Here is a 26,125-nt window from a genome sequence, read left to right as displayed (position 1 = left end):
CGGCCGTTCCGCCGCCGCTCACAGCCCGGCGGTCGGCTCCCCCACGTACCGGACGCCGTCGAGGTAGGGCCAGGCGTTGGCGACGCAGCCGTCCAGGCCGTACGTCTGCTGCTGCATCACCGGCGCGGGCTCGCCGAGGCCGGGGCACGCCTCGTGCAGCTCGCCGAACTCGTGCCCGACCTCGTGGTTGACGACGTACGCCCGGTAGACCTCCAGCGGCGCGTCGTAGTCGGGTACCGCCTCCATCCACCGGGCCAGGTTGATGATCACCTGGCCGGGGAGCCGGCACGAGGTGTACCGCTCGGTGCTCAGCCCGCCCAGCGCACACATCCGCTCCGAGGTGGCCGGGGTGGCCAGGTAGACGGTGAAGTCCGCGTCGACCTCGTCGGTCACCCGCCGCACCCGCAGTTCGCCGGAGGCGATCCAGCTCCGCGGGTCGCCGAGCGCGTCGTCGACGGCGGTGGCGAAGGCGTCGGGGTCCTGACCGGTGCCCCGCTCGACGAGGACGCGGTAGCGGTGCACCGGCCCGCCCGCGCCCCGTACCGGGGACTGCCCCGTCGCGGCGGCGAACCGGCCCGAGCCGCTGGTCGGGACGCCCGTCGGGTCGTCCGTCGGGCCGCCCGGCTCGGTGCTGGCGGCCGTGCCGGCCCCCTGCCCGGTCGGCTCCCCGCCGATGCCGGCCAGGACCGCACCCAGGATCAGGGCCGCGCCGGCGGCGAGCGCCACCAGCCCGGCGAGGACGGCGAGCAGCCCGCGCGGGTGCGGTCGCCGCGCCCGGGACCGGGCCCGACGCGGGTACGGACGCCCGGGGCGGGGCACCCCGGGAGGGTACGCGGAAGTCACTCCCTCAGCCTGGCAGACCAAACGGGCATCTCGGCGCGTTTGCCGCAGATACCGCGAGCGCGTCTCACCTTTCCCTGGGGGGGGAGGGAGCGGGTCAGAGCCGGGGGCCGGTGTAACGGCGGCCGTCCCGGTACGGCCACGGGTTCGCCACGCAGCCGTTCAGGAAGAGCGTCTGCTGCATCATCACCGGCGCGGGCCGACCCCGCTTCGGGCACCGCTCGTGGCGGTTCCCCAACTCGTGCCCGACCTCGTGGTTCACCACGTACGTCCGGTAGACCCCCAGCGGCACGCCCGCCGAGACGTAGTGCGGCACCGAGGTCCGCCACCGGTCCAGGTTGATGATCACCTTTCCGGGCGCGCGGCAGGACGTGTACGGCCGCCCGCCCACCCGGATGTCCACCCCGCCGGCCGCGCACATCCGGCCCGCCGTGCGCGCCGTCGCCAGGTACACCGTGAAGTCGTGGCGGGCCCCGCCCGGCACCTGCCGCAGCCGCAGCCGCCCGCCGTCCACCCAGCTCCCCGGCCCCGCGAGGGCCTCCTGGACCGCCGCGCCGAAGGCCCGCGCGTCCTCGCCGGCCTCCCGCTCCACCGCCACCCGGTAGCGGCGCACCGCGCCGGCCCGGCCGAGCACCGGGCCGCCCCGGTCGTCGTACCGGAAGTCGCCCCGGCCCGCCGACGGCACCGGGCCCGGCAGCCGCAGCACGGGGGTAGACGTGGCGTCCGGCGACCCACCTCCGCCGACAACCGGCGGGGCGGGCACCCCGGCGGGCGGCGGCGCGGGCGGGCCCGCGACCTGCCGCGCCGCCTCCGGGCCCGCAGGAGGCCGGTTCGCCTCCGGGCGCGCGAGCGGCCGGGTTTCCGGGCCCGGGACCGGCCACGCGGACAGGGTGGCGAGCGGCGACGCGGGCGCGCCGGCGGCCGGCGGGAGCGCCGGGGCGGAGGGGACGGCCGACAGGGTCGACGGCGGCGCGGCGACCGGCAGGCCGGCGGCCGGTGCCGCCGCGCCGGCCGGGGACATCGCGTCGGCCGGGGGCCGCTCCGCGAGCAGGGTCACGCCGGCCAGCACGCACACGGCGAGCGCGGCCGGCCGCAGGGCCCGCCACCGGGGGTGGGCGGCGGTACGCGCCGGCGCGGCGCTCTCGGCGCTCTCGGCGGGCGGACGGGCGGCGGGGCGAAGCGGGAAACCGGGCATCCCGGTCAGTTTGCCATGTTCCGCCTCGGCGCTGCATCCGCCGTCTCGGCGAGCAGCCCGAGCACCGCGCGGGCCACCGTGCGCGGCACCTCCATCTGCGCCACGTGCCCGACCCCGCGCAGCATCAGCAGCCGGCTGTCCGGGATCACCCGGGCCGTGCGCGGCGACACCCGCACGTCGACGAGCCGGTCGTGCGACCCGCCGATCACCAGCGTGGGCACCGGCACGGCGGCGGCGAGCCGCCACAGCGAGTCCGCCCCCGGCAGGTACGCGCGCAGGAAGCTGGAGACCAGCCCACGGAACGCGCCCACGTAGACGGCGCCGTAGTGCGCGGCCCGGTAGCACTCCCGCAGCTCCTCCAGCGCCTCCTGCCGGCGCTGGTCGCTGATCCGGGTCAGGTCCGCCACGCAGGACCTCAGCACCTGGCCCGCCATCACCTCGGGGTCCAGCCGGGCCAGGTACCAGCCGACGAGGCGCGCGCCCCGGGGCACCGCCAGCACCGGCAGCATCCGGCCCTGCAACGAACGGCGGAAGTCCAGGAAGGGCAGCGCCGGGGAGACCAGCGTCAGCGTCCGCACCAGGTCGGGGCGCAGCGCCGCCACCCGCACCGAGGCCGCACCGCCCAGCGAGTTGCCGAACAGGTGCACCGGCCCCCGGGCGGAGTGCTCGATCCAGCGGACCACCCGGTCGGCGAGGGCGGGCACCGTGTAGCGGCGGGCCGGCTCGCTGCGGCCGAAGCCGGGCAGGTCGATGGCCTGGCCGTCGAGCCGGTCGGCGAGCAGCCCCGCAAGATCGGTCCAGTTCTGCGAGGAGCCGCCGAGGCCGTGCACGTAGAGCGCCGGCTCGGCGTCGGGCGCGGTCGCCGGGGTGTCGCGGACGTAGGTGACCGAGCCGTCGAGGCGTACCTCCCGGCCCGGCCACGGCGGCGGGACCGCGTGCGGGGGAAGGAGATGGTCCGGCCCGAGGGTCGCGCTCTTCATGACTCCAGTCTGCCCGCCGGGCCCCGGGCTCCGGTCTGCCCGCCGGGCCCCGGCCCGCGACCGGGCCGGCATCGGCGCGCGCCCGGTCAGGCCAGCAGCGCCTCGATCCGTCGGTTGACCGCCGCGAGGGTGGCCCGGACGGCGGCCTGCCGGGGATCGCCGGCCACCAGCGCCGACCCGGCGAGCTGCTCGACCCAGCCGTCGCAGACCAGCAGCACCACCACCGTGGCCACCTCGCAGTTGCCGAACGACACCACGGCAGCGTGCTCGACGAAGCACCGCTCCCGGTCCGGCTCCTGGTCGCCGTCGCGCAGCAGCCGGTCCACCGCCGCGGCGGCGGCCACGGCGCAGAGCCGCAGCAGGTAGCCGTCGACGGCGGGCCCGCTGGCGTACCCCGACGCGCTCTCCGCCCCGGCGAGCAGGCGCACCTCGACCGTGGCGTCGAGGCCGAAGGTGCTGACCTGGACGTGGTCGATCACCACGCGCGGGCCCGGCACGCCGCCGGTGTCCAGCGGACGCGACGGCGCGGTCTCCGTCGTGGTCATCTGCCCGCCCGAGTACGACGCGGCGAGCGTCGCCGGGCTGCCCGTGGCGACGCCGGGCGGGAAGGCGACCCCCTGGCCCGGCTCCTCCACGGCGGCCCGGCCCCGGTGGGCGCTGGCCTGGCGGCGTCGGCGGGGCGGCTCCCCCGCCGGATCGGCCCGGCGCGGCGGCACCTCGGCGGGCCGGCCCTCCGGCGCCCGAGCGACGGGGTTCCGTGGGTCGGTGCGGTGGTCGACCCGCGCCTCGGCCGAGCGGCGACGCACGGGCGGGGGCGGGGGCGGGGCGCTCGGCATGCCGGGGATGTTCTGCGGCGCGGCGGCCAGCCCCATCCGATCCTGGAGCAGCCGGGCCACCTGCCGGCTCACCTCGGCCGGGTCGGCGCCGTCGGCGAGGTCCAGCCGAAGGCTGTGCGCGCCGGCCTGGGTGCGGCGCAGCGCCGCGTCGCGCACCCCGGCGACGCCCCGGACGGCGTCGAGGATGGCGTTGACGTCGAAGCCCTCGGGCCGCTCCTGCGGCGGTGCGGGCTCGTCGTCGCGCCGCAGGTGGGTGGCGATGCGGGCGAGCTCCGGGGTCTCGGCGGGAGGATCCACGGCCGGCGGCTCCGGCACGACGGGCACGTCCGGCTCGGCGGGGACGCGCTGCGGCAGGACCGCCGAGGCGTGGTCCGGCTGCCGGCCCTCGTCGGCCGGGGGGAACTGGTCGGCCGCGAGCCGGCGGGCCGCGTAAGGGGACGTCTCCGCCGCGTACGGGGAGGTCTCCGTCGGGGCCGGCTCGGGCGGGGTGCGGACGAGCCGGCCGATCCCGCTGCTGACCGGCGCGGCGACCGGCCCGGCAGCGGTGGGGGTCGGCGGGTGGCCGAGGGCTTCGTCGGCCGAGGCGTCCTCGGGGACCGGGCGCAGCCGGAACGGCCGGGCGGCCCGCAGCTCGGTCGGGTCCATGGCCGGGTACGGCCGCGCGGGCTCGTCCCCCACCGGCGGCGGGTACGGCCGGGCGGACTCGTCCCCCACCGGCTCGTACGGGCGGGCCTGCTCGGCGGCGTGGGGGCGGCTCGGCTCCGGCGGGTAGCCCCGGCTCGGCTCGGGGGCCCAGTCGGCGGCCCGGTCCTCGCGGGCCCGGCGGCCGACCGGCTCGTCCTCCTCGCGCATTCGGCGGCCGACCAGCTCGTCCTCCTCGCGGCCCCGCCAGCCGAGGCGCTCGTCGTCGTCCCGGGCCCGGCGGCCGGCCGGCTCCTCCTGGTCGCGGGCCCACGGCGGGGCCCAACCCCCGCTCCAGCTCGGGCGGTTCCAGTCGGGGCCGGCCCAGCCCGGCTCCGGCAGCGGGGCGCGCTCGTCGGGGCGACCCCGCCCGACCCCGCGCTCGTCGGCGGGCGGGCGGCCGACCTCGTCGCCACCCGAGCGGTGGGCGGGACCGGCCGGGTCGTGCCCCGGGTATCCGTCCGACCAGCGGCTCGCGCGGGGGGCCGACGGGTCGTCGGAGGAGTGCCGGGCGGGGCCGGCCTCCGGCTGCCCCCTGACGGGCCGCTCCCCCGCCGGGGCGGGACGCTGCGCGGGGACGGCCACCCGGTCGTCGTGGGCCTCGCGCCCCACGTCGGCGAACGGCGGCGCGCTGACCGGCCCCGGGCGGCCCACCGGAGGCTCCTCCCCGGTGTGGCTCACGCCGTTGAGGTGCGGGTGGTGGCCGTTGGTCCGGGCCGGCGGCTCGGAATCGGCCGGCAGGCCGGGCAGCGGCGCCGGCAGGTCGCCGTGCCGGGGCGACGAGGCGGCCCAGCCGGAGGGCGGCTCCGGCCGGTGCCAGGGCGATCCCGCGTCCCGGGCCCCGGCGACGTCACCGCCGCCGGACCAGCCGGACGCCGGAGGCGCCCACCCGCCGACGGGACGGGCCAGGTCGTCCTGCTGACCCGGTTCGTCACCGTGCTCTCCCGGGGTGGCGGCACCGGGTTGCCCTGTTTCACTCACCGCGCGCTCCTTGGTCGCCCCCGCTGAGGCTACCGTGTGGTGACAGTGGCGATAAGTTACAGCGGCGGCCAATTCCGCCGAGGGCTCATCGACCCCGACCGGTTCGGGTGTTTAGTGCCGGCTCGTACGACCAGTTTCGGAGGTTCCCATGACGGCTGTGGGGAACGGTGCCCAGACCGCCGGCCGGCCCACGCGCCTGCCCCGCTCCGCGCGGCGCAAGCAGCTGCTCGCGGCGGCGCAGGAGGTGTTCGTCGCGCAGGGCTACCACGCTGCGGCGATGGATGACATCGCCGAGCGGGCGGGGGTCTCGAAGCCGGTGCTCTACCAGCACTTCCCGGGCAAGATGGACCTCTACCTGGCGCTGCTGGACACGCACTGCGACGCGATCGTGGCCAAGGTGCGCGACGCGATGCGGGGCACCAACGACAACAAGGAGCGGGTCAGCGCGTCGGTCCGCGCGTACTTCGACTTCGTCGACCACGAGAGCGAGGCGTTCCGCCTGGTCTTCGAGTCCGACCTGCGCAACGACCCGGCGGTCCGGCAGCGGGTCGAGCGGGTGGAGCAGGGCTGCATCGCGGCCATCACCGACACCATCATCTCCGACACCGGCGTGAGCCGGGCGCACGCCGAGCTGCTCGCCTCCGGCCTGGTCGGCGCGGCGGAGACGGCGGCGCAGTTCTGGCTGGCCCGGGGCCGGCAGCTCCCCAAGGCCGAGGCCGAGGCGCTCGTCGCCGCCCTGTCCTGGCGGGGCATCGCGAGCTTCCCCCTGCAGGGTGAGTCAGCCTGAACATCCGGCCACGAGATCGGATAGCCTTCCCACGGCGGCTTTTTCGCCCCAGTTGAGGAGGCACCGTGGAGGTCAAGATCGGCGTGCAGTACGCGCCGCGCGAGCTGGTTCTGGAGAGCGCGCAGTCGCCGGCCGAGATCGAGCAGATCGTGACCGACGCCATCGCCAAGGGCGAGGGCACGCTCTCCCTGACCGACGAGAAGGGCCGGCGGGTCATCGTGCCGGTCTCCAAGGTCGCCTACGTCGAGATCGCCGAGGCGTCGCCCCGGGCGGTCGGTTTCACCGTCCGCTGATCCGTCGGGCGTCCGTGGCGGGGCGGGCGACGCCGCCCGCCGTCACGGACGCCGCCGCGCGGGGCGACGCGCCCGGTCGGCCGCTGCGGCCAGCCGGTTGCGGGGGCGGCCCACGGCGGTGGCGGCCGGGCGGAGCGCGTGGTGAAGCGGTGTGAATGGTCGAGCGGTGTGCGCGGCGGCTGGCCGGTGTGCGCGGTCGTCAGGCGGATCAGCCCTTCCTCGCCCCGCCCTCCAGCCCCAGGCCCTCCCGCCCCAGGTGATCCGCTCGGTGGGCACCCTCGCGGAGGGGGCGCATATCAGCGCCCGCAACTGCCCCACGAGGCACCAAAATCCCCCAAAAGGGGTATAACTTAGTGACGCATGTCACAATCAAGGCCCCCGACTGCTGGGTTCCCCTACTGAACAGGGACGACATCGGATCGGCTCGGGTAGTATCGGGTAGTTGCCGCGGGCTCCGATCTGACCGACGACCGACGTCAGTCTGACCGATGATCAGTCTGACCGATGTCAGGTCGATTCGAATTCCCGCTCGCGGCGCGCGTGCGGCCCGGTCCGGCTCGGCACTCCCGCCCCCCGACCGTGTGGCCCGCGCACCTGCCGACCGCGCCCTGAGGACATGACGGGGCGCACCACGAGAGGGCACCCCCAAATCCATATGAGCGAGCAGATTTCCGATCTCACAGAGGGCCAGGAGCTGGCCCCGATCGCCCCGGTCCGCCCCGAGGCTCCCACCTTCGCCGAGCTCGGCGCACGGCCGGAGACCGTCGAGGCGCTGGCCGCGGCCGGCATCACCCGCGCCTTCGCCATCCAGGAGTACGCGCTCCCGATCGGCCTGCGCGGCACCGACCTCATCGGCCAGGCGCCCACGGGCACCGGCAAGACCCTCGGCTTCGGCGTGCCGCTGCTGGAGCGCGTCTTCGCCCCCGCCGAGGGCAGCGACGGCGTGCCGCAGGCCCTCGTCGTCGTGCCCACCCGCGAGCTGGGCATCCAGGTCGCCAAGGACCTCGACGCCGCCGGCCGGACGCGGGGCGTCCGGGTGCTGCCGATCTACGGCGGCGTGGCGTACGAGCCCCAGGTCGACGCGCTCCGCAAGGGCGTGGAGATCCTGGTCGGCACGCCGGGGCGGCTGCTGGACCTGGCCAAGCAGAAGCACCTACGGCTCGACCGCGTGCACGCGCTGGTCCTCGACGAGGCCGACCGGATGCTCGACCTCGGCTTCCTCGACGACGTCGAGAAGATCCTGGCGATGCTGCCGGAGGACCGGCAGACGATGCTCTTCTCGGCCACCATGCCGGACCCGATCGTCGCGCTGTCCCGGCGCTTCCTGCGCCGGCCGGTGACGATCCACGCGGGGCACACCGCCGAGACCGGGCCGTCGCCGCAGACCCAGCAGCTCGTCTACCGCACCCACTCGATGAACAAGATCGAGATCGTGGCGCGCATCCTCCAGGCGGAGGGGCGCGGCCTCACCATGATCTTCACCCGCACGAAGCGGGCCGCCGACCGGGTGGCCGAGGATCTCGACTTCCGGGGCTTCGCCGTGGCCGCCGTGCACGGTGACCTGGGCCAGGGCGCCCGGGAACGGGCGCTGCGCGCGTTCCGGGCCGGCAAGATCGACATCCTGGTGGCGACCGACGTGGCGGCCCGGGGGCTGGACGTCAGCGGCGTGACTCACGTCATCAACTACGACTGCCCCGAGGACCAGGACACCTACACCCACCGGATCGGGCGTACCGGCCGGGCCGGCGCCACCGGCGTGGCGGTGACCTTCGTCGACTGGGACGACATGCCCCGCTGGCGGATCATCGACAAGACGCTCGGGCTGGACATGCCGGAGCCGCAGGAGACGTACCACACCTCGCCGCACCTCTACACCGACCTGGACATCTCCCGGGAGGTCACCGGCACCCTGCCCACGGCGGAGCGAACCCGGGCCGGGCTGTCGGCGGAGGTCGAGGAGGACCTGGGCGGCCGGTCCCGGCGCGGCGACAGCGGCGGCCGGGGCGCCCGGCGCGGCGAGTCGCGCGGCCGTGGCGGCGAGCGCCGCCGGGGCCGCTCCGGCGCGGACGCCGCCGCCCCCGACGCCGGTGCGCCGGCGGAGGAATCCGGCGAGGAGGGCACCCGCACCCCGCGCCGCCGGCGTCGCCGCCGGGCGGGCGAGGTGGTCGCCGGCGAGCCGACCGCGGTGATCTCCGCCGAGTCGTCCGCGGTGACCACCGCCGAGTCGTCCGACGGCGGGCCGGCCGCGTCCGAGGGCGAGCCGGGCCGGCCGCGCCGCCGCCGACGCCGCCGGGGTGGCGGTTCCGGCGCGGGTACGCCGGCCGAGGCGACCGCCGACTGACCCACGCGCTACGCGTCGACATCCCCCGCCCCGGCCCGCCCGGAGCGGGGGATGTCCCGTTCCCCGTCAACCTTGCGCCGCGCCTGCGCCCGCCCTGCCCCGCGTCCGCCATGTCCCGCCGGCCTGCCCCGCCCCTCGCCTCGCCGGCCCTGCCTCGCCCTGCCCGCGTCCGCTATGTCCCGCCCGGTCCGGCCGCATGATCGACTCCGTTGCGCCGGCATGGCGGGGTGCCGAGCGCGCCGACCCCGCCATGCCGGCGACCCGGTGTGGATCACGGAAGATGAACAGATGCCCGAACCGCTGGACGCCGCCCTCACCGAGGTCCGCTCCCTGCTGCTCGACCCCGCCCTGACCCGGGCGGTCGCCGCCGGCCGTCGCCGGGGGCACCGGCCCTCGGTGGTCCGCGCCGAGCTGCGCCCGGTCGCCCTCAAGGCCGGCCCCCGGTTGCAGATCGCCACCTCGGACGGGGCCCGGCCGCACACCCGCAACGTCGCGCCCGGCGCGGAGGCCGACGCGGCGGTGGACGAGCTGCTGGCCGAGCCGTTCGGCAACTGGCACGTGGAGACCGCCGACGTGACGCTCCAGCTCCGGGTGACCAAGTCCGGCGAGGCGCAGGTGCACCGGGCCACCGCCGCCCGGCCGACGGTCGAGCCGCAGGGCCACGACCGGGCCAAGGAGTGGCTGCTCGACCCGGGCGACGAGATCTTCGCCGAGATCGGCGGGTCGGCGGCGAAGCGGCGGCAGGTGGACGCCTTCCTCCGGGCGCTGGCCGCCACCCTGCCGGACGACCTCACGGGGCCGCTGCGGGTGGTCGACCTGGGCTGCGGCAACGCGTACCTGACCTTCGCCGCGTACCGGTACCTCACCCAGCGGGGGCTGGACGTGCGGCTGGTCGGCGTCGACGTGCGCGAGGACCAGCGGCGGCGCAACACCGAGTTGGCCGAGCGGCTGGGCTGGGCCGACCGGGTGGGCTTCGTCGCCGGCACGATCGCCGACGCGGTGGTCGAGCCCGCGCCCGACCTGGTGCTGGCGCTGCACGCCTGCGACACCGCCACGGACGAGGCGCTGGCCCGGGCGGTCCGCTGGGGTGCCCGCTGGGTGCTCGCCGCCCCGTGCTGCCACCACGACCTCGCCGCCCAGCTCCGCGCCCGGCCGGCCCCGGCCCCGTACGACCTGCTGACCCGGCAGGGCATCCTGCGCGAGCGCTTCGCGGACGTGCTGACCGACTCGCTGCGGGCCGCGCTGCTGCGGCTGCACGGGTACCGGACCGAGGTGGTGGAGTTCGTCGACTCCCGGCACACCCCCCGGAACCTGCTGATCCGGGCGCGCCGGGCCGGTGGCGGGCCGTCGGCCGAGCAGCGGGCGGAGTACCGGGCGCTGGTCGACCAGTGGCGGGTCATCCCCCGCCTGGAGACGCTCCTCGCCGCCCCGACCGCCCCCGCGTCCCCTGCGGGGCGGGCCTCCCTCGCCGGAACCGCGTCCCCTGCCGAACCGGCCGCGTCCCCCGCCGAACGGGTCGAGGTGCCCTCGACCGACTGACTCCGCTCGACCTCTCCCCGGCCGGCCGCCGCGCCGGATCGCGGGCCCCTCCACCCCGACGGAACAATGCGAGCAATCTTCGCAGGTCACCGGCCCCGGAGTACCACGAGTCCGGCGAACCGGGCAGGCGGGCGCTTGCTTCCGTCGTCGGTGGTACTACTCTCGGTGGGCACCGTCCGGTGCTCGGGCCGGAAGGAAGACCGCGCAGGAATGGCTTCGCCAGAGGTTTCGCCCCAGATGGCCTTCGCCCGCTTCGTGCGGCGCGCCATCGACGACGCCCGCGAGGAGCGCGGCTGGACCGTCACCGACCTCGCGGCGCACACCGGGGTGGGGCGCTCCACAGTTTTCCGCTGGCTGGCCGGTGACTGGCAGGACTACCCCGAGCTGGCGAAGGTGCGGGGCTTCTGCGCGGCGCTCGACCTGCCGGTGGCGGCGGCCTTCCGGGCGCTCGGCCTGCCCGACGCGGGCACCGTCCCGCGCCGCCGGGGCGAGGAGGCCCCGGTCGAGGCGGACGTCCGGGTCATCCTCCAGCGGTTGGCCGACCCGGCCGTGCCGGCCGAGGAGAAGCACCACATCCGCGACCTGCTCCGCTACCTGGCCCGCCGGCCCGTCCGCCGCGCCGGCTGACCCGCCGCCCCGGCCGACTGACCACCCCGGCCGGACCGGCGGCCGCGTGCCCGGGTCGCCCGGGTCAGGGAACCGTGAGGGTGAACTCGGCGGTCCGCACCACGCCGGCCACCTGGAAGTCCAGGTAGAGCCGGTACCGCCCCGGCCCCGGTACGGTCAACTGGAAGCTGATCCCGTCCGTCGCCGGGCCCGCCTCCGGATGCACGTGCAGGTACCCCAGGTCCCCCTCCCGCAGCGCCACCAGGTGCCCGTACGCCCCCAGGTAGCGCTCCAGCTCCGGGGTCGTGTCGCCGGCCCGGACCTGGAACCGCAGCGGCCGGGTAGCGCCCACCTTGGGTTCACCGGACCAGCTCACGGTGAAGCCGTCCACGGTGTCGGTGCGGGCCGCCGGCGGCAGGGGCCGGGGCGCGTACCCGCCGGGAACGGCCAGGTCGACGCCCAGGGTCAGGGCGCTCTGCCCGCCGTCCCCGGTGACCAGGGTGAAGTCCGCGTACGCCCGCCACACGCCCGGCCCCGGCAGGGTGAGCGGCACCGACCAGGTGCCGTCCGCCGCCATCGCCGGGTGGAGGTGCTGGAACCCGGTGAGGTCCCGGCGGACGATGATCAGGTGCATCGGCTTGTCGTGCACGACCGCGAACCGGGTGACCGGCCGCCCCCGCCCGTCGCGCACCTGGAACCGGAGTTCGCCCGGCCGGCCGGCGGCGAAGCCGGTCGACAGCGGGGCCAGCGTCCACCCCCCGGCGCTCACCGCGAGGCCGCCGACCTCGCTCGCGCCGGAGCCGACGTCACCGGAGCCGACGCCGCCCGCGTGCTCGTGCGCCCCGGTGCCGGGCGCGTGGGCATGATCGTCCGTGCCCGCCTCCGCCGAGGTCAGCGCGGTCGCGGCCGCCGTGGGCGGGTCGAGCCGCCCGAGGCCGAACCCGAGCAGCACCGCGAGCACCAGCCCGCCCACCACCAGTGCGAGCCGCACCGTGCCCCGATCGACCAGCACCCCGTCCCCGTCCGGCGCGGCGCGCTCTGGAGCGGCCGGCGACGCCCCCGCAGCATCGCCGGTCGAGTCCGGGGCGAAGAGCGGCACTTCGGCCTGCTCCGGGGCGGACAGCGGCGGCCCCGTCGGCTCCGGGGCGGGTGCGGCGTCCCGCGCCCCGGGGGCGCGCGTGGCGGGTCGCTCGTCGGTCATGGGCACACGGTACCGCCGGGTGACCTACCACCCGACCAGCGGCGACACGGCGTGGCACCGATCGCAATCCGCGCCGCCCGGGAACTTTCCGCCTCGATCGCCCCGGCGGCCGGCGGTAGGGGCCTGCCTCTTCCGTCAGCCGGCGACGGCCAGCGCCAGGGGGAGCACGTCGGGCGCGCCGGAGCGGCGCAGCAGCCGGGCCACCATCGTCAGCGTCCAGCCCGTGTCCACCAGATCGTCCACGAGCAGCACCGGCCCGTCCAGCCCGGCGAGCGTGTCGGCCAACCCGTCGGGCACGGCGAAGGCGTCGTGCAGGGCGCGTACCCGCTGGGCGCTGTTGCCGCGCGGGCCGCCCGGGCCCGCGGCCCCCGTGGGGACCACCTCGCCGAGCAGCGGCAGCCGGCCCACGGCGGCGATCCGCTCGGCGAGCGAACCGACCAGGGCGGGCCGCCCCCGGGAGCCGACCGCGACCACCCCGGCCGGGCGGCGCGGCCACGGGTCGTCGCCGTGCGCCCACGCCTTGAGCACCTCGACCACCGCGCCGGCCACGTCGTCGGGGACCGGCTGGTCCGCCGCACCGGGCCCGACCAACTCGCGCAGCCGGCCGCCCCAGCCCAGGTCCGACAGCCGCCCCACGGCCCGCCCCGGCAGCGCCTGCTCCGCCGGGGGGATGCGCCCCTTCAGCGGTACGCCCACCGCGTCCAGCCCCGTCGGCCACAGCTTCTTCGGCGCGATCTCGACCCCGGGCCGCCCGAGGTACGCCTGCGCGGCGGTCAGCGCCGGCCCGGACACCTCGGCGGTGAACAGCGGCCCCGCGCACCGGTCGCACCGGCCGCAGTCGCCCGCCCCGGCGTCGTCCAGGCACTCGCGCAGGTACCGCATCCGGCAGCCGGGCGTGGTCGCGTACTCCCGCATGGCCCGCTGCTCGGCGGTGCGCGCCTCGGCGACGCGGCGCAACCGGGCCTCGTCGTAGACCCAGGGCTCGCCCGTGGCGAGCCAGCCGCCGCGCACCCGACGCACCGCGCCGTCCACGTCGAGCACCTTGAGCATCAGTTCGAGGCGGGCCCGGCGCAGGTCGACGATCGGTTCGAGGGCCTGGGTGGAGAGCGGCCGGTCGGTGCGCAGGGCGGCCAGCACGGCCCGGACCTGCTCCTCCGGCGGGAAGGCGAGCGAGGCGAAGTACCGCCAGATCGCCGCGTCCTCCGCGCCGGGCAGCAGCAGCACCTCGGCATGCTCCACGGCCCGACCGGCGCGGCCGACCTGCTGGTAGTACGCGATCGGCGACGGCGGCGCGCCGAGGTGCACCACGAAGCCGAGGTCGGGCTTGTCGAAGCCCATGCCCAGCGCCGACGTGGCGACCAGCGCCTTGATCTTGTTGTCGAGCAGGTCCTGCTCGGCGGCCCGCCGGTCGGCGTCCTCGACCTGGCCCGTGTAGGACGCCACCGGGTAGCCCCGGGAGCGCAGAAACTCCGCCGTCTCGCCGGCCGCCGCCACGGTCAGCGTGTAGACGATCCCGGAGCCCGGCAGCCGGTCCAGGTGGTCGGCGAGCCAGCCCAGCCGGTGCGCCGGACTCGGCAGGTCGAGCACGCCGAGCCGCAGCGACTCCCGGTCCAGGGTGCCGCGCAGCACGAGGGCGTCGCCGAGCTGCTCGGCGACGTCGGCGGTGACCCGGGCGTTGGCGGTGGCCGTGGTGGCGAGCACGGGCGTGCGCTCGGGCAGGTTGCCGAGGAACGTGCGCAGCCGCCGGTAGTCGGGCCGGAAGTCGTGCCCCCAGTCCGAGACGCAGTGCGCCTCGTCGACCACCAGCAGGCCGGTGGTCGCCGCCAGCTTCGGCAGCACGGTGTCCCGGAAGTCCGGGTTGTTGAGCCGCTCCGGGCTGATCAGCAGCACGTCCACCGCGCCGGCGTGGATCTCGGCGGTGATCTCGTCCCACTCGTCGAGGTTGGCCGAGTTGATGGTGCGGGCCCGGATGCCGGCGCGGGCCGCCGCCTCGACCTGGTTGCGCATCAACGCCAGCAGCGGCGACACGATCACGGTCGGGCCGGCGGGAGCGCCTACTGGGGCGACGGCCTGCGGCTCGGCGGGGGCGACGGCCCGCAGATCGGCAGGGGTGCCGCCTACGGGGGCGACGGCCTGCGGCTCGGCGGGGGTGCCGCCTACGGGGGCGACGGCCTGTGGCTCGGCGGGGGCGACGACGTCAGCGGGGGCGACGGCCCCGGTGGGGCGCTCCCGCAGCAGGGCGGTGGCCACGAAGTAGACCGCCGACTTGCCCCACCCGGTGCGCTGCACGCAGAGCACCCGACGCCGGTCGACCACCAGCGCCTCGATGGCCCGCCACTGGTCCTCCCGCAGCCGGGCGTGCTCCCCGGCCAGCCGGCGCAGCACCGCCTCGGCCCGCTCCCGTACCGCCGCCCGATCCTGACCCATCCGGCATTTCTACCAGCGCCCCACCGAATCCACTCCGCCCCGCCCCCACTTCCCGCCTCGTTCGCCTCCCTTCCCGCCCCCCGATTCCGCGCCCTCGGTGCAACCTCCTGCCCCTCCGCCCCACCCCCTCCCACTTCCAGGGATTCCCCTCCCACTGTTCGAGACGCGAGTGAATCTTGGTAAGAAACGGCCCCCAAAGGGGCCATTTCGTACCAAGATCTCGGGCGGCTCGGCGCACTCCGAGTAGGGCACCGCTGGCGGGTCGGGCGCCGAGGTCCATGGCGGCCGGGGAGGCTGACAGCCGGGCCGACGCTGCGGGGCGAACCCAGGCGCGCTGGCCGCCTTGTTGATCAAGAGGTTTTCGTCATGACTTCCGTGTTGCTGTGACGCAAACCTCTTGATCAGCGGGGGCGGGCGGGGTGGGGGCCGGGGGCGGGGTTTGGGTGCGGGAGAGGGGGTAGGGCCAGGAAGATTGGGGGGTGCGTTCGGTTTTTCGTCGTCCCGTGCGGTTTGTGCCGTTCGGGTTCCTGGCGGTGATCCTGGTCGGCACCGGCCTGCTGATGCTGCCGGCGGCGACCAGCGAGGCGCGCTACACCCCGTTCACCACGGCGCTGTTCACCGCCACCTCGGCGGTCTCCGTCACGGGCATGTCCGTGGTCGATACCCCGGCCTACTGGAACACGTTCGGGCTGGTGATGATCACCGTGCTCACCCAGGTCGGCGGGCTCGGCATCCTGACCGGGGCCACCCTGGTGATCCTGGTGGTGTCCCGGCAACTCGGGCTGCGCAACCGGCTGCTCGTGCAGGCCGAGACGGCGGAGTTCGGCGTGGGCGACGTGCGCCGGCTGCTGCTGCGCATCGCCGCCACCGTCGGCGTCTGCGAGGCGGTGATGACCGGCCTGCTCGCCGGCCGGTTCTGGCTCGGCTACGACTACCCGCCCGGCCGGGCACTCTGGTACGGCGTCTTCCACGCCGTGCAGGGGTTCAACAACGGCGGGTTCGCCCTCTTCCCCGACAGCCTCGTCGGCTTCGCCCGCGACCCGTGGGTCTGCCTGCCGATCGCGTTCGGCACGATCGTCGGCGGGCTGGGCTTCCCGGCCCTGTTCGAGGCGGCCCGGCGGTGGCGCAGGCCGGACCGCTGGGCGATCGCCACGAAGCTCACCGTCTGGGGCAGCGCGGTGCTGCTGGTCGTCGGCTTCGTGGGCCTGCTCGCCGCCGAGTGGTCCGATCCGCGCACCATCGGCCCGTACGACGTCCCCGGCAAGCTGCTGGCCGCCTTCACCCAGAACGCGGTGGTGCGTACCGGCGGGTTCGCCACCCTGGACACGGCGGAGCTGGACGAGGAGAGCATCCCGTTGCTGATCGCGCTGATGTTCATCGGCGGCGGCAGCGCCAGCACCGCCGGCGGGATCAAGGTCTCCACGTTCTTCCTGCTCGCCTTCGTCATCTGGGCCGAGCTGCGGGGCGAGCCGGACGTCACGGTGGGCCGCCGCCGGGTGGCCACGGCCAGCCAGCGGCAGGCGCTGACCGTGGCGCTGCTGAGCGTCGCGCTGGTCGCCGGCGGGACCGTCGTCCTGCTGCTGCTCACGGAGGGGCTGGCGTACCACTGGGCGCTGCTGGAGGTGACCTCCGCGTTCAGCACCACCGGCCTGTCCAGCGGGGTCGCGTCGGCCTCCGACGAGCCGGGCCGGCTCGTCCTGGCCCTGCTGATGTACGTCGGCCGGGTCGGGCCGCTCACCCTCGGGTCCGCGATCGCGTTGAACACCCGACGGCGTCTGTACCGCTACGCGGAGGAGCAACCCATTGTCGGCTAGGAACAGGGGCGACAGCGGCATCGCGGTGATCGGCCTGGGGCGGTTCGGCTGCCACCTGGCCACGTCGCTGACCCAGCTCGGCTACGAGGTGCTCGCCATCGACCGGGGCAGCGACCAGGTGCAGCGCTGGTCGCCGTACCTCGATCGGGTGGTGCAGGCGGACGCGACCGAGGAGGGGGCGCTGCGGCAGCTCGGCGTGGCGGACTTCCCGCGCGTGGTGGTGGCGATCGGCGCCTCCCTGGAGGCCAGCGTGCTGACCGTCCTCGCGCTGACCGAGCTGGGGGTGCCGCAGGTCTGGGCGCGGGCGACCTCGGAGAAGCACGCGCGGATACTGGCCTCCGTCGGCTCGCACCACGTCATCTTCCCCGAGGCGGAGACCGGGGAGCGGGTCGCGCACCTGATCGTCAGCAAGATGCTCGACTTCATCGAGCTCGGCGACGACTTCGCCATCGCCACGGTCCGGGTGCCGGACGTGCTGGTCGGCCGTCGGCTGCGCGACCTGGCCATGTCCGAGCGCCACGGGGTGATGGTGGTCGGCGCGAAGCTCCCCGGCGAGCGGTTCCGGTACGCCGAGCCGGGGACGGTCCTCGCCCCGGGCAGCGTGTTGATCGTGGAGGGGGGCATCGCCCAGGTGCAGCGCTTCGCCGCGCTGACCTGACGGCCCGCGGATCAACACCACGGCGACCCGGGTCCGCGCTGACCCGATTCGGACAGCCGCCGGTCAGGTCACCGGCCCTTTCCCTTTCCCTTACCCTTGCCGGCCCCCTTTCCCTTCGTCACCTTCCTTTTCCCTTGTCGCCGGCCCCCTTGCCCTTGCCTGGCTTGTGGGGTTTCGCCTTGGCGCCGCCGCCAGAGCCGCTCCCGGGGCCGCTCCTGGCCGAGGAGCCCGACGAACCCGAGGAGCCCGACGAACCCGAGGAGCCCGAGGAGCCCGAGGAACCCGACGGGCCGGCCTTCGCGACCGTCGCCTTCTTCGTGGTGGGCCTCGCCGGAGCCTTGGTCGTCGGCGCGGTCGTCGGCACCGAACCGGCCACCCCGGAGACCCGCACCTGGCAGGCGGCGTCGCCGAGGCGGAACTCCACCGGCAGCGGGTTCGTCCCCGTGTACCGGCCGGTCAGGGCCAGCTTCCTGGCCGCGCCCGGCCCCAGCGTGGCCTGCGCGCCGGCCGGACGCACCTCGACCGTGCGGCCCTGCTGGCGTACCGCCGGGTCGGCCTTCGTCACGCTCTGCTGCCCCGGGAAGGCGAAGCTCATCGTCCAGTCCCGCAGCTCCCGCTGGCCGGTGTTGGTGACGGTCAGCTCGGCGGTGAACTCCTTGCCGGAGTCCTTGCGCAGCGCGTACTCCACCGCGCACGGCGCGGGCTGGGCCAGGCCCATCCGGGCCTCGGTGGGCTTGTCGATCCCGCCGCTGGCCGAGCTGCGGGAGGTCATCCCCCACATCGTCGCGGTGACCACGACCAGGCTGGCCGCCGCCACCCCGGCCTCGACCTTGCGCCGCCGCGCCGCCGCCCTCCGGGCGCGAGTACGGCCCGACAGGGGCAGCGCGCCCGTCTCCGCCGACCACGGCAGGATCGTGGTGCCGGCGTTGGCGAGCGCGGCCGGGTCGAGCGGCGAGGCGCCGGCCGGCCCCGGGGCGGGCGACACCGGCACGGCGGCGTGCATCCCGGCCGCCTCGGCGAGCGTGCGGGCCAGCTCGGCGGTCAGCGGGCGATCCTCGGGGCGCTTGGCCAGGCAGCGGCGCACCAGCTCGGCCACCTCGTCGGGCAGCCCCGGCACCTCGGGCATCGGCTCCGGCTCGGTGTACATGTGGGCGCGCAGCATCTGGGTGGTGGTGCTGGCCTCCCAGGGCAGCCGGCCGGTGAGCATCCGGTACAGCAGCAGGCCGACGGCGTACACGTCGGTGGCCGGGGAGACCTGGCCGTTGTCCAGCCGCTCCGGGGCCAGGTACGCCGGGGTGCCCAGCAGGGTGCCGTCCGCGCCCTTCTCGCTCTCCCCGGCCAGCGCCGAGATGCCGAAGTCGACGACCTTCACCCCGGTCGGGGTGAGCATGACGTTGCCCGGGGTCACGTCCCGGTGCACCACGCCCCGGGCGTGCGCGGTGGCCAGCGCCGAGCTGACCTCCGCGCCGATCGTCACCGCCTCCCGCCAGGGCAGCGTCGCGCCCCGGCCGAGTCGGGCGCTGAGCGGGCCGCCGTCGACCAGCTCCATCACGACGTACGGCACCGTGAGCCCGACCTGCTCGGACTCGCCGTAGTCGTACACGTTGGTGATGTTGGGGTGGCAGAGCCGCGCGGCGGCCTGCGCCTCGATCCGGATGCGGTGCCGGAACGCCCGGTCGCTGGCCAGCCGGGACGCGAGCACCTTCACCGCCACCTGCCGGCCCAGCACCTCGTCGTAGCCCCGCCACACGACGGACATGCCGCCCGCGCCGAGCTGCTCGATGAGCCGATACCGGTCACCGAGCACCTGCGCGCCGTTACGGACCGCTCCACCCATGGTCGGAGGTTTTGCCCGTGGCGGGTGTTCCTAACCCCCGACCGTCGGAATCGGTCAGCGAATCACCCGATCAGGCCGTCGCGAGGAGTTGGTCCACGGGGGCGTAGTCGTCGGTGAGCACCAGCGCGTCGCCGACGAACGAGCCCAGCGTGGCCCCGGAGAGCACGCTCGCCGCCTCGGGCAGGGCCGCGATCCGCTGCCCGAGCGGGCCCAGCGGCAGCGGCGCGTCGGAGGCGACGATGAGGAAGTTGGACCCCACCAGGCCGGCGACCGCGTCGGGCGGGGCGACCAGCGCGACGTGCCGGAACGCGGCGGCGACGGTGGCCACCTCGCTGCGGACGAACCGGCCCGGCGGGTAGTCGATGACGTTCTGCACGTAGATCCCGCCGGGGCGGAGCACCCGGGCGACCTCGGCGGCCATCTCTCGGGTGGCCAGGTGCCAGGGCACCACGAGGTGCCCGAACGCGTCGCCCACCACCAGGTCGCGGCTGTCGGTGGCCTCCCGGCCGACCAGCACCCGGGCGTCGCCCACCCGGGTACGCAGGTCGGGGCCGTCGGTCGCGCCCAGCTCCCGGCGGTTCAGCCCGACCAGCCCGCCGTCGATCTCGAAGACCAGGTTGTCGGTGCCCGGCCGGGTCGCGGTCAGGTAGCGGGGCACGGTGAGGCCGCCGCCGCCCAGGTGCAGGGCGTCGAGGCGCTGCCGGGCCGGGGCGGCCACGTCGGCCGCCGCGCCGATCCACCGCGTGTACGCGTACTCCAGGTGGGTGGGGTCGGCCAGGTCGACGTACGAGTGCTCGGCCGAGTTGAGCAGCAGCGTCCGCCCGGAGGGGCGGTCGGGGTCGGTGCGCACCGAGGCGCAGTGGTACGCCGTCTCCACGTCGCACGGGTTGGGGGCGACCGTGGTCAGCCCCGCCCCGACGATCCCGAGCACCGCGAGCGCGCCCCTGGCCCGGGTCGGACCGGGCAGCGCGGCGCGCCCCCGCCGGTGCAGGTACCACCCGAGCCCGAGCCCGGTCGCCCCGAGCAGCACCGCGAGGGTGAGCACGATGGCGGTGCTGGGCAGCGCGGCCACCAGGACGAACCCGGTCAGCAGGGTGGCGGTGATGCCGCCGAGGGTGCCGATGCCCGAGAGCCGGCCGACCACCTGCCCGGTGCGGCGCAGGTCGGCGAGCTGGAGCTTGACCACCAGCGGGGTGACGGCCGACAGCAGCGCCGCCGGCACGAACACGGCGAGCGCGGTGAGCAGCAGCACGGCGCTGGCCGCCCCACCGCGCAGCGACTCACCGGCGTACCGGACGACCGGGAGGGTGACCGCGGCGGCGATGCCGGCGAGCACCAGCGCCGGGGCGATCAGGCCGCGCGGGTCGCGCCGGTCGGCCAGCCAGCCGCCGGTCCACGCCCCGTACGCGATGGCGGCCAGCGCGATGCCGATGACGGAGCTGGTGACCTGGAGGGTGACCCCGACGTACGGGCCGACCAGACGCAGCGAGACTGTCTCCAGCACGAGCACCGCGCCGCTGGAGAAGAAGACCAGGAACGCGGCGAGGCCGTTGGGCAGGGCGTGGGCGGCGGGCGCCGCCGGCGCGCTGCCCACCGCGAGGTCGGGCGATGAACTGCTCACCGTCGCGATGGTACGCAGCGCCCCCGGCCCCGCGGGTCAGTACATCGAGAGATGAACATGGTTCGTGTGGTCGGCGGCGGGGCTGCCGCTGCCGCTGTACGCCCGCCACCCGGTGTTCGGCATCCAGATCTGCCGGTACCAGATCACGTAGAGCACGCCGAGCCGGCTGGCGTTGTTCTTGTAGTAGTTGGCCAGGCGGTCGCCGTACGCCTTGTCCCCGCCGGTGGCCGTCTCGTCCTTGAACCCGCCGACGGCGGCCGAGAAGTCGCAGGCCCGCCCCTTCGGGTGCTCGCCGCCTCCGCTGGGGCGGTAGCAGGAGACGTACCGGGTGTAGCCGGCGGCCTGGGCCTGCTTGAGCGCGTGCAGGGTGCGCGGCGTGATGCAGCCGTTGGCGGGGGTCGGGTCGTCGACCGAGCAGGACTCCGACGGCCAGGACCCGTCGGAGTTGCGCGGGGCCGGCTTGGCCGAGGCGGAGCCGCCGCCGAACCCGGCGCCGCCGCCGGAGCTGACCTCGGCGAGCGCCCGCTCGGCCTCCCGCTTCTTCTTGGCCAGCACCGTGAGCTGCTTCTTCTGCTCGCGGACCTCGGTGTCGATGGCGATCTTCGCCCGGTTGGCCTGATCCCGGGTCGCGATGAGGGCCCGCAGCCGGCGGCTGTCCCGCTGGGCCATCACGTCCAGCTCGCCGGCCCGTTGCAGGAACGCCTCCGGGGAGACCGACTGGATGAGCAGCGCCGGGGCGGTCATCCGCCCCAGCCGGTACGACTGCGCGGCCACCTCGCCGACCTGCGCGGTCAGCCCGTCCAACGTGGACTCGACCGTCCTGAGCCGCTCGGTCAGCAGCTTCTGCCGGCGCTTGGAGTTGTCCAGCTTCGCCTTGGCCTCGATGTGCCCCTTGGCGGCGGACTCCAGCGCCTCGCGGAGCTTCTTCGACCCGCCCTCGGCGGGCTCGGCGGACGCCGGCACCACCCCGAGCCCGAGCAGCAGCGCCACGGCCGCGAGCAGCGCGGTCAGCCGCCACGCGCCGCGACGGGCGCGCGACACGGTCAGCGGCCCCCGGCCGCCAGGCCGGATGAGGCTGGTCCTGGGCACGGCAGCGTCCCTTCCCTCGACCGCCGGCCCGGGTCGTGCGCAGCGCGGCGGCGGCCCCACCGGCGCCGGGCGGCGGCCTGCTGGCGGAAACCGCCGGTCACGATACCGGACCGGTCGATCCCGTCCGGCCCCCGTGACCGCACCGCGCACCGATGTGGACCTCCGGGCCGGCGGCGGGCAGCTCAGCCGTGTACCAGCGCCTCGTGGGCCTCGGCCCAGACCTGCTCGTTCACGGCGACCAGCAGCCCCCGGCCGTCGTCGGCGGGGTCGTAGTCGCTGCCGTCGAAGCGCCGGGCCACCCCGCCGGCCCCCCGGACCAGCAGCGTGCCCGGGGCATGGTCCCAGGGCAGGGTGCGCCAGAAGAGCACGAACTGCTGGTCCCCGGCGAGCAGGTCCAGGTACTCCCGGCCGGCGCAGTGCTGGCCGGGGAGCAGCTCCCCGATCCGTTCCGCGCCCGCCTCGGCGCGCCGCCGGGCCTCCGGTGGCAGGAAGCGGGTCATCGCGGTGCCCCGCAGGGCGCCGGTCGGCGGCACCTCGTGGTCGCCGCGCACCGGCGCGCCGTTGACCGTGGTGCCCTCGCCCACCCGGGTCACCGCCAGCGTCTCGGCCAGCGGGTCCAGCACCCAGGCGGCAGCCGGCTGCGTGTCGGTCAGGAGGGCCACCATCAGCGCGAAGGGCCGCTTGCCGGCGGCGAAGTTGGAGGTGCCGTCGACCGGGTCGACCAACCAGACGTCCCCGCCGCCGCGCAGGTGGTCCAGCAGGGCCGGGTCCTCGGCCACGGCCTCCTCGCCGACCACCACCGAGCCGGGGCGCAGCCGGCGCAGCCCGGCGCTGATCAGCTCCTCGGCGCGCCGGTCGGCGACGGTGACCAGCTCGCCGGGGGCCTTCTCGGTGACGTCGGCGTCGTCGAGCTTGCGGAACAGGGGAAGCACGACGTCGGCCGCCGCGCGGCGCAGCAGCTCGGAGACGTCGTCCAGCAGGGTGTCAGCCACGGGGCGGCAACTTCACCACGCTGACGAAGAACTCGTCGATCTGCCGGACCACCGAGATGAACCGCTCGAAGTCGACCGGCTTGGTGACGTACGCGTTCGCGTGGAGCTGGTAGCTGCGCAGGATGTCCTCGTCGGCCTGGGAGGTGGTCAGCACCACCACCGGGATGCGGCAGAGCTGCTCGTCCTTCTTTATCTCCTCCAGCACCTCCCGGCCGTCCCGGCGGGGCAGGTTCAGGTCGAGCAGGATCAGGTCCGGCGCGACGGCGTCCGCGTACTGGCCCTCCCGGCGCAGGTAGGCCAGCGCCTCCGCGCCGTCGGAGACGACGGTGAGCCGGTTGCGGAGCTTGTGCTCCTCGAACGCCTCCTGGGTCATCAGCACGTCGCCCGGGTCGTCCTCGACCAGCAGCACCTCGATCGGACTCCTGCCGTCCGCTGGCGCGGTCATCCCACTGTCTCCTTCACGCCGCCCGTGCTGTCGCTGTCCGGGGCCCCGTCGGCCCGCTCCGTCCGGGGGTCGGCCTGCCGGGGCGGGCGCGCCCCGGTCGCGTCGTCCCCGGCCGGCTCAGACCCGTCGGCCGGCTCAGACCCGTCGGCCGGCTCCCCCGCCTCCGCCGCGTCGGCCTCGGCGGCCCGCCGCTCGGCCTCCCGGGCCGCCTCGACGTCCTCCGGCAGGGCCGGGAGGGTGAACCGGATCGCGGTCCCCTCGGCGGTGCCGGTGTCCACCCAGACCCGGCCGCCGTGGTACTCGACGATCTTCTTGACGATCGCCAGGCCGATGCCGGTGCCCGGGTAGGCGTCCTTCGAGTGCAGCCGCTGGAAGATGACGAAGATCTTGTCGGCGAACTCCGGCTCGATGCCGATGCCGTTGTCCTGGCAGCTGATCTCCCACTCGTCGCCCACCAGGCGGGCGGAGACGTGCACCCTCGGCGGCACGTCCGGGCGGCGGAACTTGACCGAGTTGCTGACCAGGTTCGCCACCAGGTTGGTCAGCAGGGGCTCCTCGCCACGGATCGTCGGCAGCTCGTCCCAGGTCAGCTCGGCGTCGGCGTACTGCCGGGCGGACTCGGTCTGCCCCGCCACGTCGCCCATCAACCGGTTCAGGTCGACCTCGGTGAAGCCGGTGGTGAGCCGCCCGATCCGGGAGAACGCCAGCAGGTCGTTGATCAGGCGCTGCATCCGCTGCGCGCCGTCGACGGCGAAGGCGATGTACTGGTCGGCCCGCTCGTCGAGCTGCCCCGCGTACCGGCGCTGGAGGAGCTGACAGAAGCTGGCCACCTTACGCAGCGGCTCCTGGAGGTCGTGCGAGGCGACGTACGCGAACTGCTCCAGGTCGCGGTTGGAGCGGACCAGCTCCTCGGCCTGCTTCTGGAGCTGGCTGTTGACCCACTCGATGCTCTCCCGGGCCTCGCGCACCTCGGCCAGTTCCTTGGCGATCTTCTGGCGCATCGCGTCCACGTCGCCGGCGAGCTGCTGGAGCTCCGGCGGGCCCGCCCCCACGATCCGGTGCTGGTAGTCGCCCTCGGCCACCTCGCGGACCTGCTCGGCGAGGCCGGTCAGCGGCCGGACCACCATCCGGTCCAGCGAGATCAGCAGCACCGCGCCGGCCGCCACCACCACCAGCGCCGCCATCACCAGCAGCACCACCAGGATGCTGCTGGTGCGGTAGATGTCGTCCGCGCTCTTCTCCCGCTCGGCGAGGATGCCCTGCTGGAGCTCGGCGACCGACGTGCGGATCACGGTGAAGCGCTGCCGGGTCTGGTCGGTGACCAGCGCCCGCCCGGCCTCCGTGCCCTCCTGCTCCGTGGTCCGGATCACCGGCTCGGCGACCGTGCGCCGCCACTCGGCCGCCTCCGCCTCCACCCGGTCGAGCTGGCCGCGCAGGCTCGGGTAGACCCCGATCAGGGCGCGCATGTCGCGGTAGAGCTGCTGCTCACGCGCGCTGCCCTGCACGTACGGTTCGAGGTCGCGGTCGTTGCCGGTGAGGGCGTACCCGCGGATCGCCGTCTCCTGGTCGACCAGCACGCCGAGCAGCTCCTGCGACCAGGCGCGCAGCGGGCCGGCGCGGTTCAGCACCGTGTTGATGTGCTCGCGGTTCTTGGTCGCCACGGCGATCTCGACCGCCACGGAGACGCCGAGCAGCACGCCCACGACGGTGAGCAGCGCCACGACCCGGCGGCGCAGGGTCCAACCGGCGAACCGGGCCCTCACCGGCCACCGCCCCGGGTGACCAGGAGCATCGCCACGTCGTCGGCGAACGGGCCGTCGTTGAGCTGCTCCGCCCGCCCCACCAGCCAGGCCGGCAGCTCCGAAAGCGGCACGGCGAGGTTGTCGGGCTCGCCGAGCAGGGCGGTCAGGCCCGGCACGTCGAGCCGCTCGTCGCCGTCGCCGACCCGCCCCTCGATGAGGCCGTCGGTGTACATCAGCAGGGACCAGTCATCGCTGTCGAACTCCAGGTCGAAGGCCACGGGCCGGCGGGGACGCACACCGAGCAGCAGGCCGCCCGGCGCCGGCACCGGCGCGACCTTACCCCCGGACAGCAGCAGCGGCGGCGGATGGCCGGCGAGCCGCACCGTGGCGGCGTTGCGGGCCAGGTCGAGTCGGGCGGTCGCCACGGTGGCGAAGATCTCCTGGAGCCGGCGCTCGCTCATCAGCACCTGCTCCAGCGCGGGCAGCACCTCGTCGTCGGGCACCCCCGCCAGCACGAGGGCGCGCCAGGCGACCCGCAGCTCCACCCCGAGGGCCGCCTCGTCCACCCCGTGCCCGCACACGTCGCCGACGATGAGGTCGACCCGGTCCTGCCGGGTCTGCACCACGTCGTAGAAGTCGCCGCCGATCAGCGCGGCATGCCGGCCGGGGCGGTAGAAGGTGTGCACCGCCACCTCGTCGGTCGACATCAGCGGCTGGGGCAGCAGCCCCCGCTCCAGCCGGGCGGACTCCGCCTGGCGCAGCTCCACCTCGCGCAGCCGCCGGGCGTTCTCGTCGGCCCGCTTGCGCTCGACCGCGTAGCGCAGGGCCCGGGCCAGCAGCACCCCGTCGACCTGGCCCTTGACCAGGTAGTCCTGGGCGCCCTCGGCGACCGCGACGATGCCCAGGTGCTCGTCGGAGCGGCCGGTCAGCACGCAGACCGCCGCGCCGCTCGACATCTCCAGCACCTGACGCAGCCCGTCCAGCCCCTGGGCGTCGGGCAGGCCGAGGTCGAGCAGCACGCAGTCGACGCCGGCCACCCGCTGCCGCGCCTCGCTGAGGCTGGTGGCGACGAGCAGGTCGATCATCGAGTTGGTCTCGGCGAGCAGCTCGCTGACCAGGAAGGCGTCGCCCTCGTCGTCCTCGACCAGCAGCACCCGCAGCCGCTCGCCGGGGGGCAGGTTGGGGTGCTGCCCGACGCCGCCGTGCGGGTACGGCACGAA

General features: G+C 75.7%; 20 protein-coding genes. 7 read left to right on the top strand and 13 right to left on the bottom strand.

Annotated features, from left to right (window positions below):
• Positions 1 to 18: 18 nt before the first annotated feature.
• The 4 genes from LPU43_RS12255 to LPU43_RS12240 all read right to left on the bottom strand — a co-directional run bounded on the left by LPU43_RS12255 (position 19) and on the right by LPU43_RS12240 (position 5,513).
• Positions 19 to 819, bottom strand: coding sequence for a DUF3152 domain-containing protein (locus LPU43_RS12255; RefSeq protein ID WP_229400447.1), 801 nt, complete (start codon positions 817 to 819; stop codon positions 19 to 21).
• A gap of 118 nt (positions 820 to 937) precedes the next feature.
• On the bottom strand, positions 938 to 2,035 hold the full coding sequence (locus LPU43_RS12250) for a DUF3152 domain-containing protein (protein WP_373321698.1): 1,098 nt from the start codon (positions 2,033 to 2,035) through the stop codon (positions 938 to 940).
• 5 nt (positions 2,036 to 2,040) lie between these two features.
• Complete coding sequence (locus LPU43_RS12245) at positions 2,041 to 3,015, bottom strand: alpha/beta fold hydrolase (protein WP_229400446.1); 975 nt, start codon at positions 3,013 to 3,015, stop codon at positions 2,041 to 2,043.
• An 86-nt stretch (positions 3,016 to 3,101) separates the two neighbouring features.
• Entirely contained in the window at positions 3,102 to 5,513 is a 2,412-nt protein-coding gene (locus tag LPU43_RS12240) for a hypothetical protein (protein ID WP_229400445.1), read from the bottom strand.
• A gap of 148 nt (positions 5,514 to 5,661) precedes the next feature.
• Between LPU43_RS12240 and LPU43_RS12235 the strand changes: the two genes are divergently transcribed.
• From LPU43_RS12235 to LPU43_RS12215, 5 genes are all read left to right on the top strand, one after another.
• The gene (locus LPU43_RS12235) at positions 5,662 to 6,300 is read left to right on the top strand and encodes a TetR/AcrR family transcriptional regulator (RefSeq protein WP_229400444.1); all 639 of its coding nucleotides are present in this window, start codon (positions 5,662 to 5,664) and stop codon (positions 6,298 to 6,300) included.
• Between the two features lie 65 nt (positions 6,301 to 6,365).
• Positions 6,366 to 6,593 (top strand): DUF3107 domain-containing protein, encoded by a 228-nt coding sequence (locus LPU43_RS12230; protein WP_117665019.1) that lies wholly within the window; start codon positions 6,366 to 6,368, stop codon positions 6,591 to 6,593.
• A gap of 655 nt (positions 6,594 to 7,248) precedes the next feature.
• Positions 7,249 to 8,934: a DEAD/DEAH box helicase gene (locus LPU43_RS12225; RefSeq protein ID WP_229400443.1), complete on the top strand. Its 1,686-nt coding sequence runs from the start codon at positions 7,249 to 7,251 to the stop codon at positions 8,932 to 8,934.
• A 288-nt stretch (positions 8,935 to 9,222) separates the two neighbouring features.
• The gene (locus LPU43_RS12220; protein WP_229400442.1) at positions 9,223 to 10,473 is read left to right on the top strand and encodes a class I SAM-dependent methyltransferase; all 1,251 of its coding nucleotides are present in this window, start codon (positions 9,223 to 9,225) and stop codon (positions 10,471 to 10,473) included.
• Positions 10,474 to 10,683: 210 nt separating this feature from the next.
• On the top strand, positions 10,684 to 11,100 hold the full coding sequence (locus tag LPU43_RS12215; RefSeq protein WP_229400441.1) for a helix-turn-helix domain-containing protein: 417 nt from the start codon (positions 10,684 to 10,686) through the stop codon (positions 11,098 to 11,100).
• 64 nt (positions 11,101 to 11,164) lie between these two features.
• Here the strand turns inward: LPU43_RS12215 and LPU43_RS12210 are convergent, their stop codons facing one another.
• Both LPU43_RS12210 and LPU43_RS12205 read right to left on the bottom strand, forming a co-directional pair.
• Positions 11,165 to 12,280 carry a DUF8832 domain-containing protein gene (locus tag LPU43_RS12210; protein ID WP_229400440.1) on the bottom strand — a complete coding sequence of 372 codons (1,116 nt, stop codon included), beginning with the start codon at positions 12,278 to 12,280 and terminating at the stop codon, positions 11,165 to 11,167.
• A 135-nt stretch (positions 12,281 to 12,415) separates the two neighbouring features.
• Positions 12,416 to 14,707 carry a DEAD/DEAH box helicase gene (locus LPU43_RS12205; protein WP_229400439.1) on the bottom strand — a complete coding sequence of 764 codons (2,292 nt, stop codon included), beginning with the start codon at positions 14,705 to 14,707 and terminating at the stop codon, positions 12,416 to 12,418.
• Between the two features lie 479 nt (positions 14,708 to 15,186).
• Here LPU43_RS12205 and LPU43_RS12200 point away from each other — a divergent pair, with 479 nt between their 5' ends.
• Both LPU43_RS12200 and LPU43_RS12195 read left to right on the top strand, forming a co-directional pair.
• Positions 15,187 to 16,521: a TrkH family potassium uptake protein gene (locus LPU43_RS12200; RefSeq protein ID WP_229400438.1), complete on the top strand. Its 1,335-nt coding sequence runs from the start codon at positions 15,187 to 15,189 to the stop codon at positions 16,519 to 16,521.
• Positions 16,511 to 17,179, top strand: coding sequence for a potassium channel family protein (locus LPU43_RS12195; RefSeq protein ID WP_229400437.1), 669 nt, complete (start codon positions 16,511 to 16,513; stop codon positions 17,177 to 17,179). The genes LPU43_RS12200 and LPU43_RS12195 overlap by 11 nt, the downstream gene beginning before the upstream one ends.
• A 118-nt stretch (positions 17,180 to 17,297) precedes the next feature.
• Here LPU43_RS12195 and LPU43_RS12190 read toward each other — a convergent pair whose 3' ends face one another.
• The 7 genes from LPU43_RS12190 to LPU43_RS12160 form a co-directional block, all read right to left on the bottom strand.
• On the bottom strand, positions 17,298 to 19,016 hold the full coding sequence (locus LPU43_RS12190) for a serine/threonine-protein kinase (RefSeq protein WP_229400436.1): 1,719 nt from the start codon (positions 19,014 to 19,016) through the stop codon (positions 17,298 to 17,300).
• Between the two features lie 70 nt (positions 19,017 to 19,086).
• Entirely contained in the window at positions 19,087 to 20,637 is a 1,551-nt protein-coding gene (locus LPU43_RS12185) for a fused MFS/spermidine synthase (protein ID WP_229400435.1), read from the bottom strand.
• Positions 20,638 to 20,673: 36 nt separating this feature from the next.
• Positions 20,674 to 21,684: a coiled-coil domain-containing protein gene (locus tag LPU43_RS12180; protein ID WP_505845437.1), complete on the bottom strand. Its 1,011-nt coding sequence runs from the start codon at positions 21,682 to 21,684 to the stop codon at positions 20,674 to 20,676.
• Between the two features lie 224 nt (positions 21,685 to 21,908).
• Positions 21,909 to 22,718 (bottom strand): inositol monophosphatase family protein, encoded by an 810-nt coding sequence (locus tag LPU43_RS12175; RefSeq protein WP_229400434.1) that lies wholly within the window; start codon positions 22,716 to 22,718, stop codon positions 21,909 to 21,911.
• Positions 22,711 to 23,163, bottom strand: coding sequence for a response regulator (locus tag LPU43_RS12170; RefSeq protein WP_229400433.1), 453 nt, complete (start codon positions 23,161 to 23,163; stop codon positions 22,711 to 22,713). Before LPU43_RS12170 ends, LPU43_RS12175 begins: the two co-directional genes overlap by 8 nt.
• Entirely contained in the window at positions 23,160 to 24,926 is a 1,767-nt protein-coding gene (locus tag LPU43_RS12165; RefSeq protein ID WP_229400432.1) for a sensor histidine kinase, read from the bottom strand. The genes LPU43_RS12170 and LPU43_RS12165 overlap by 4 nt, the downstream gene beginning before the upstream one ends.
• Positions 24,923 to 26,122, bottom strand: a complete 1,200-nt coding sequence (locus LPU43_RS12160; RefSeq protein ID WP_229400431.1) for a PP2C family protein-serine/threonine phosphatase — start codon at positions 26,120 to 26,122, stop codon at positions 24,923 to 24,925. Before LPU43_RS12160 ends, LPU43_RS12165 begins: the two co-directional genes overlap by 4 nt.
• Positions 26,123 to 26,125: the final 3 nt, after the last annotated feature.

This window comes from Micromonospora okii (assembly GCF_020884795.1).
Lineage (GTDB): Bacteria > Actinomycetota > Actinomycetes > Mycobacteriales > Micromonosporaceae > Micromonospora > Micromonospora okii.
The sequence above is the reverse complement of the archived record's forward strand: the minus strand, read 5'-3'. Positions and strand labels throughout refer to the sequence as shown.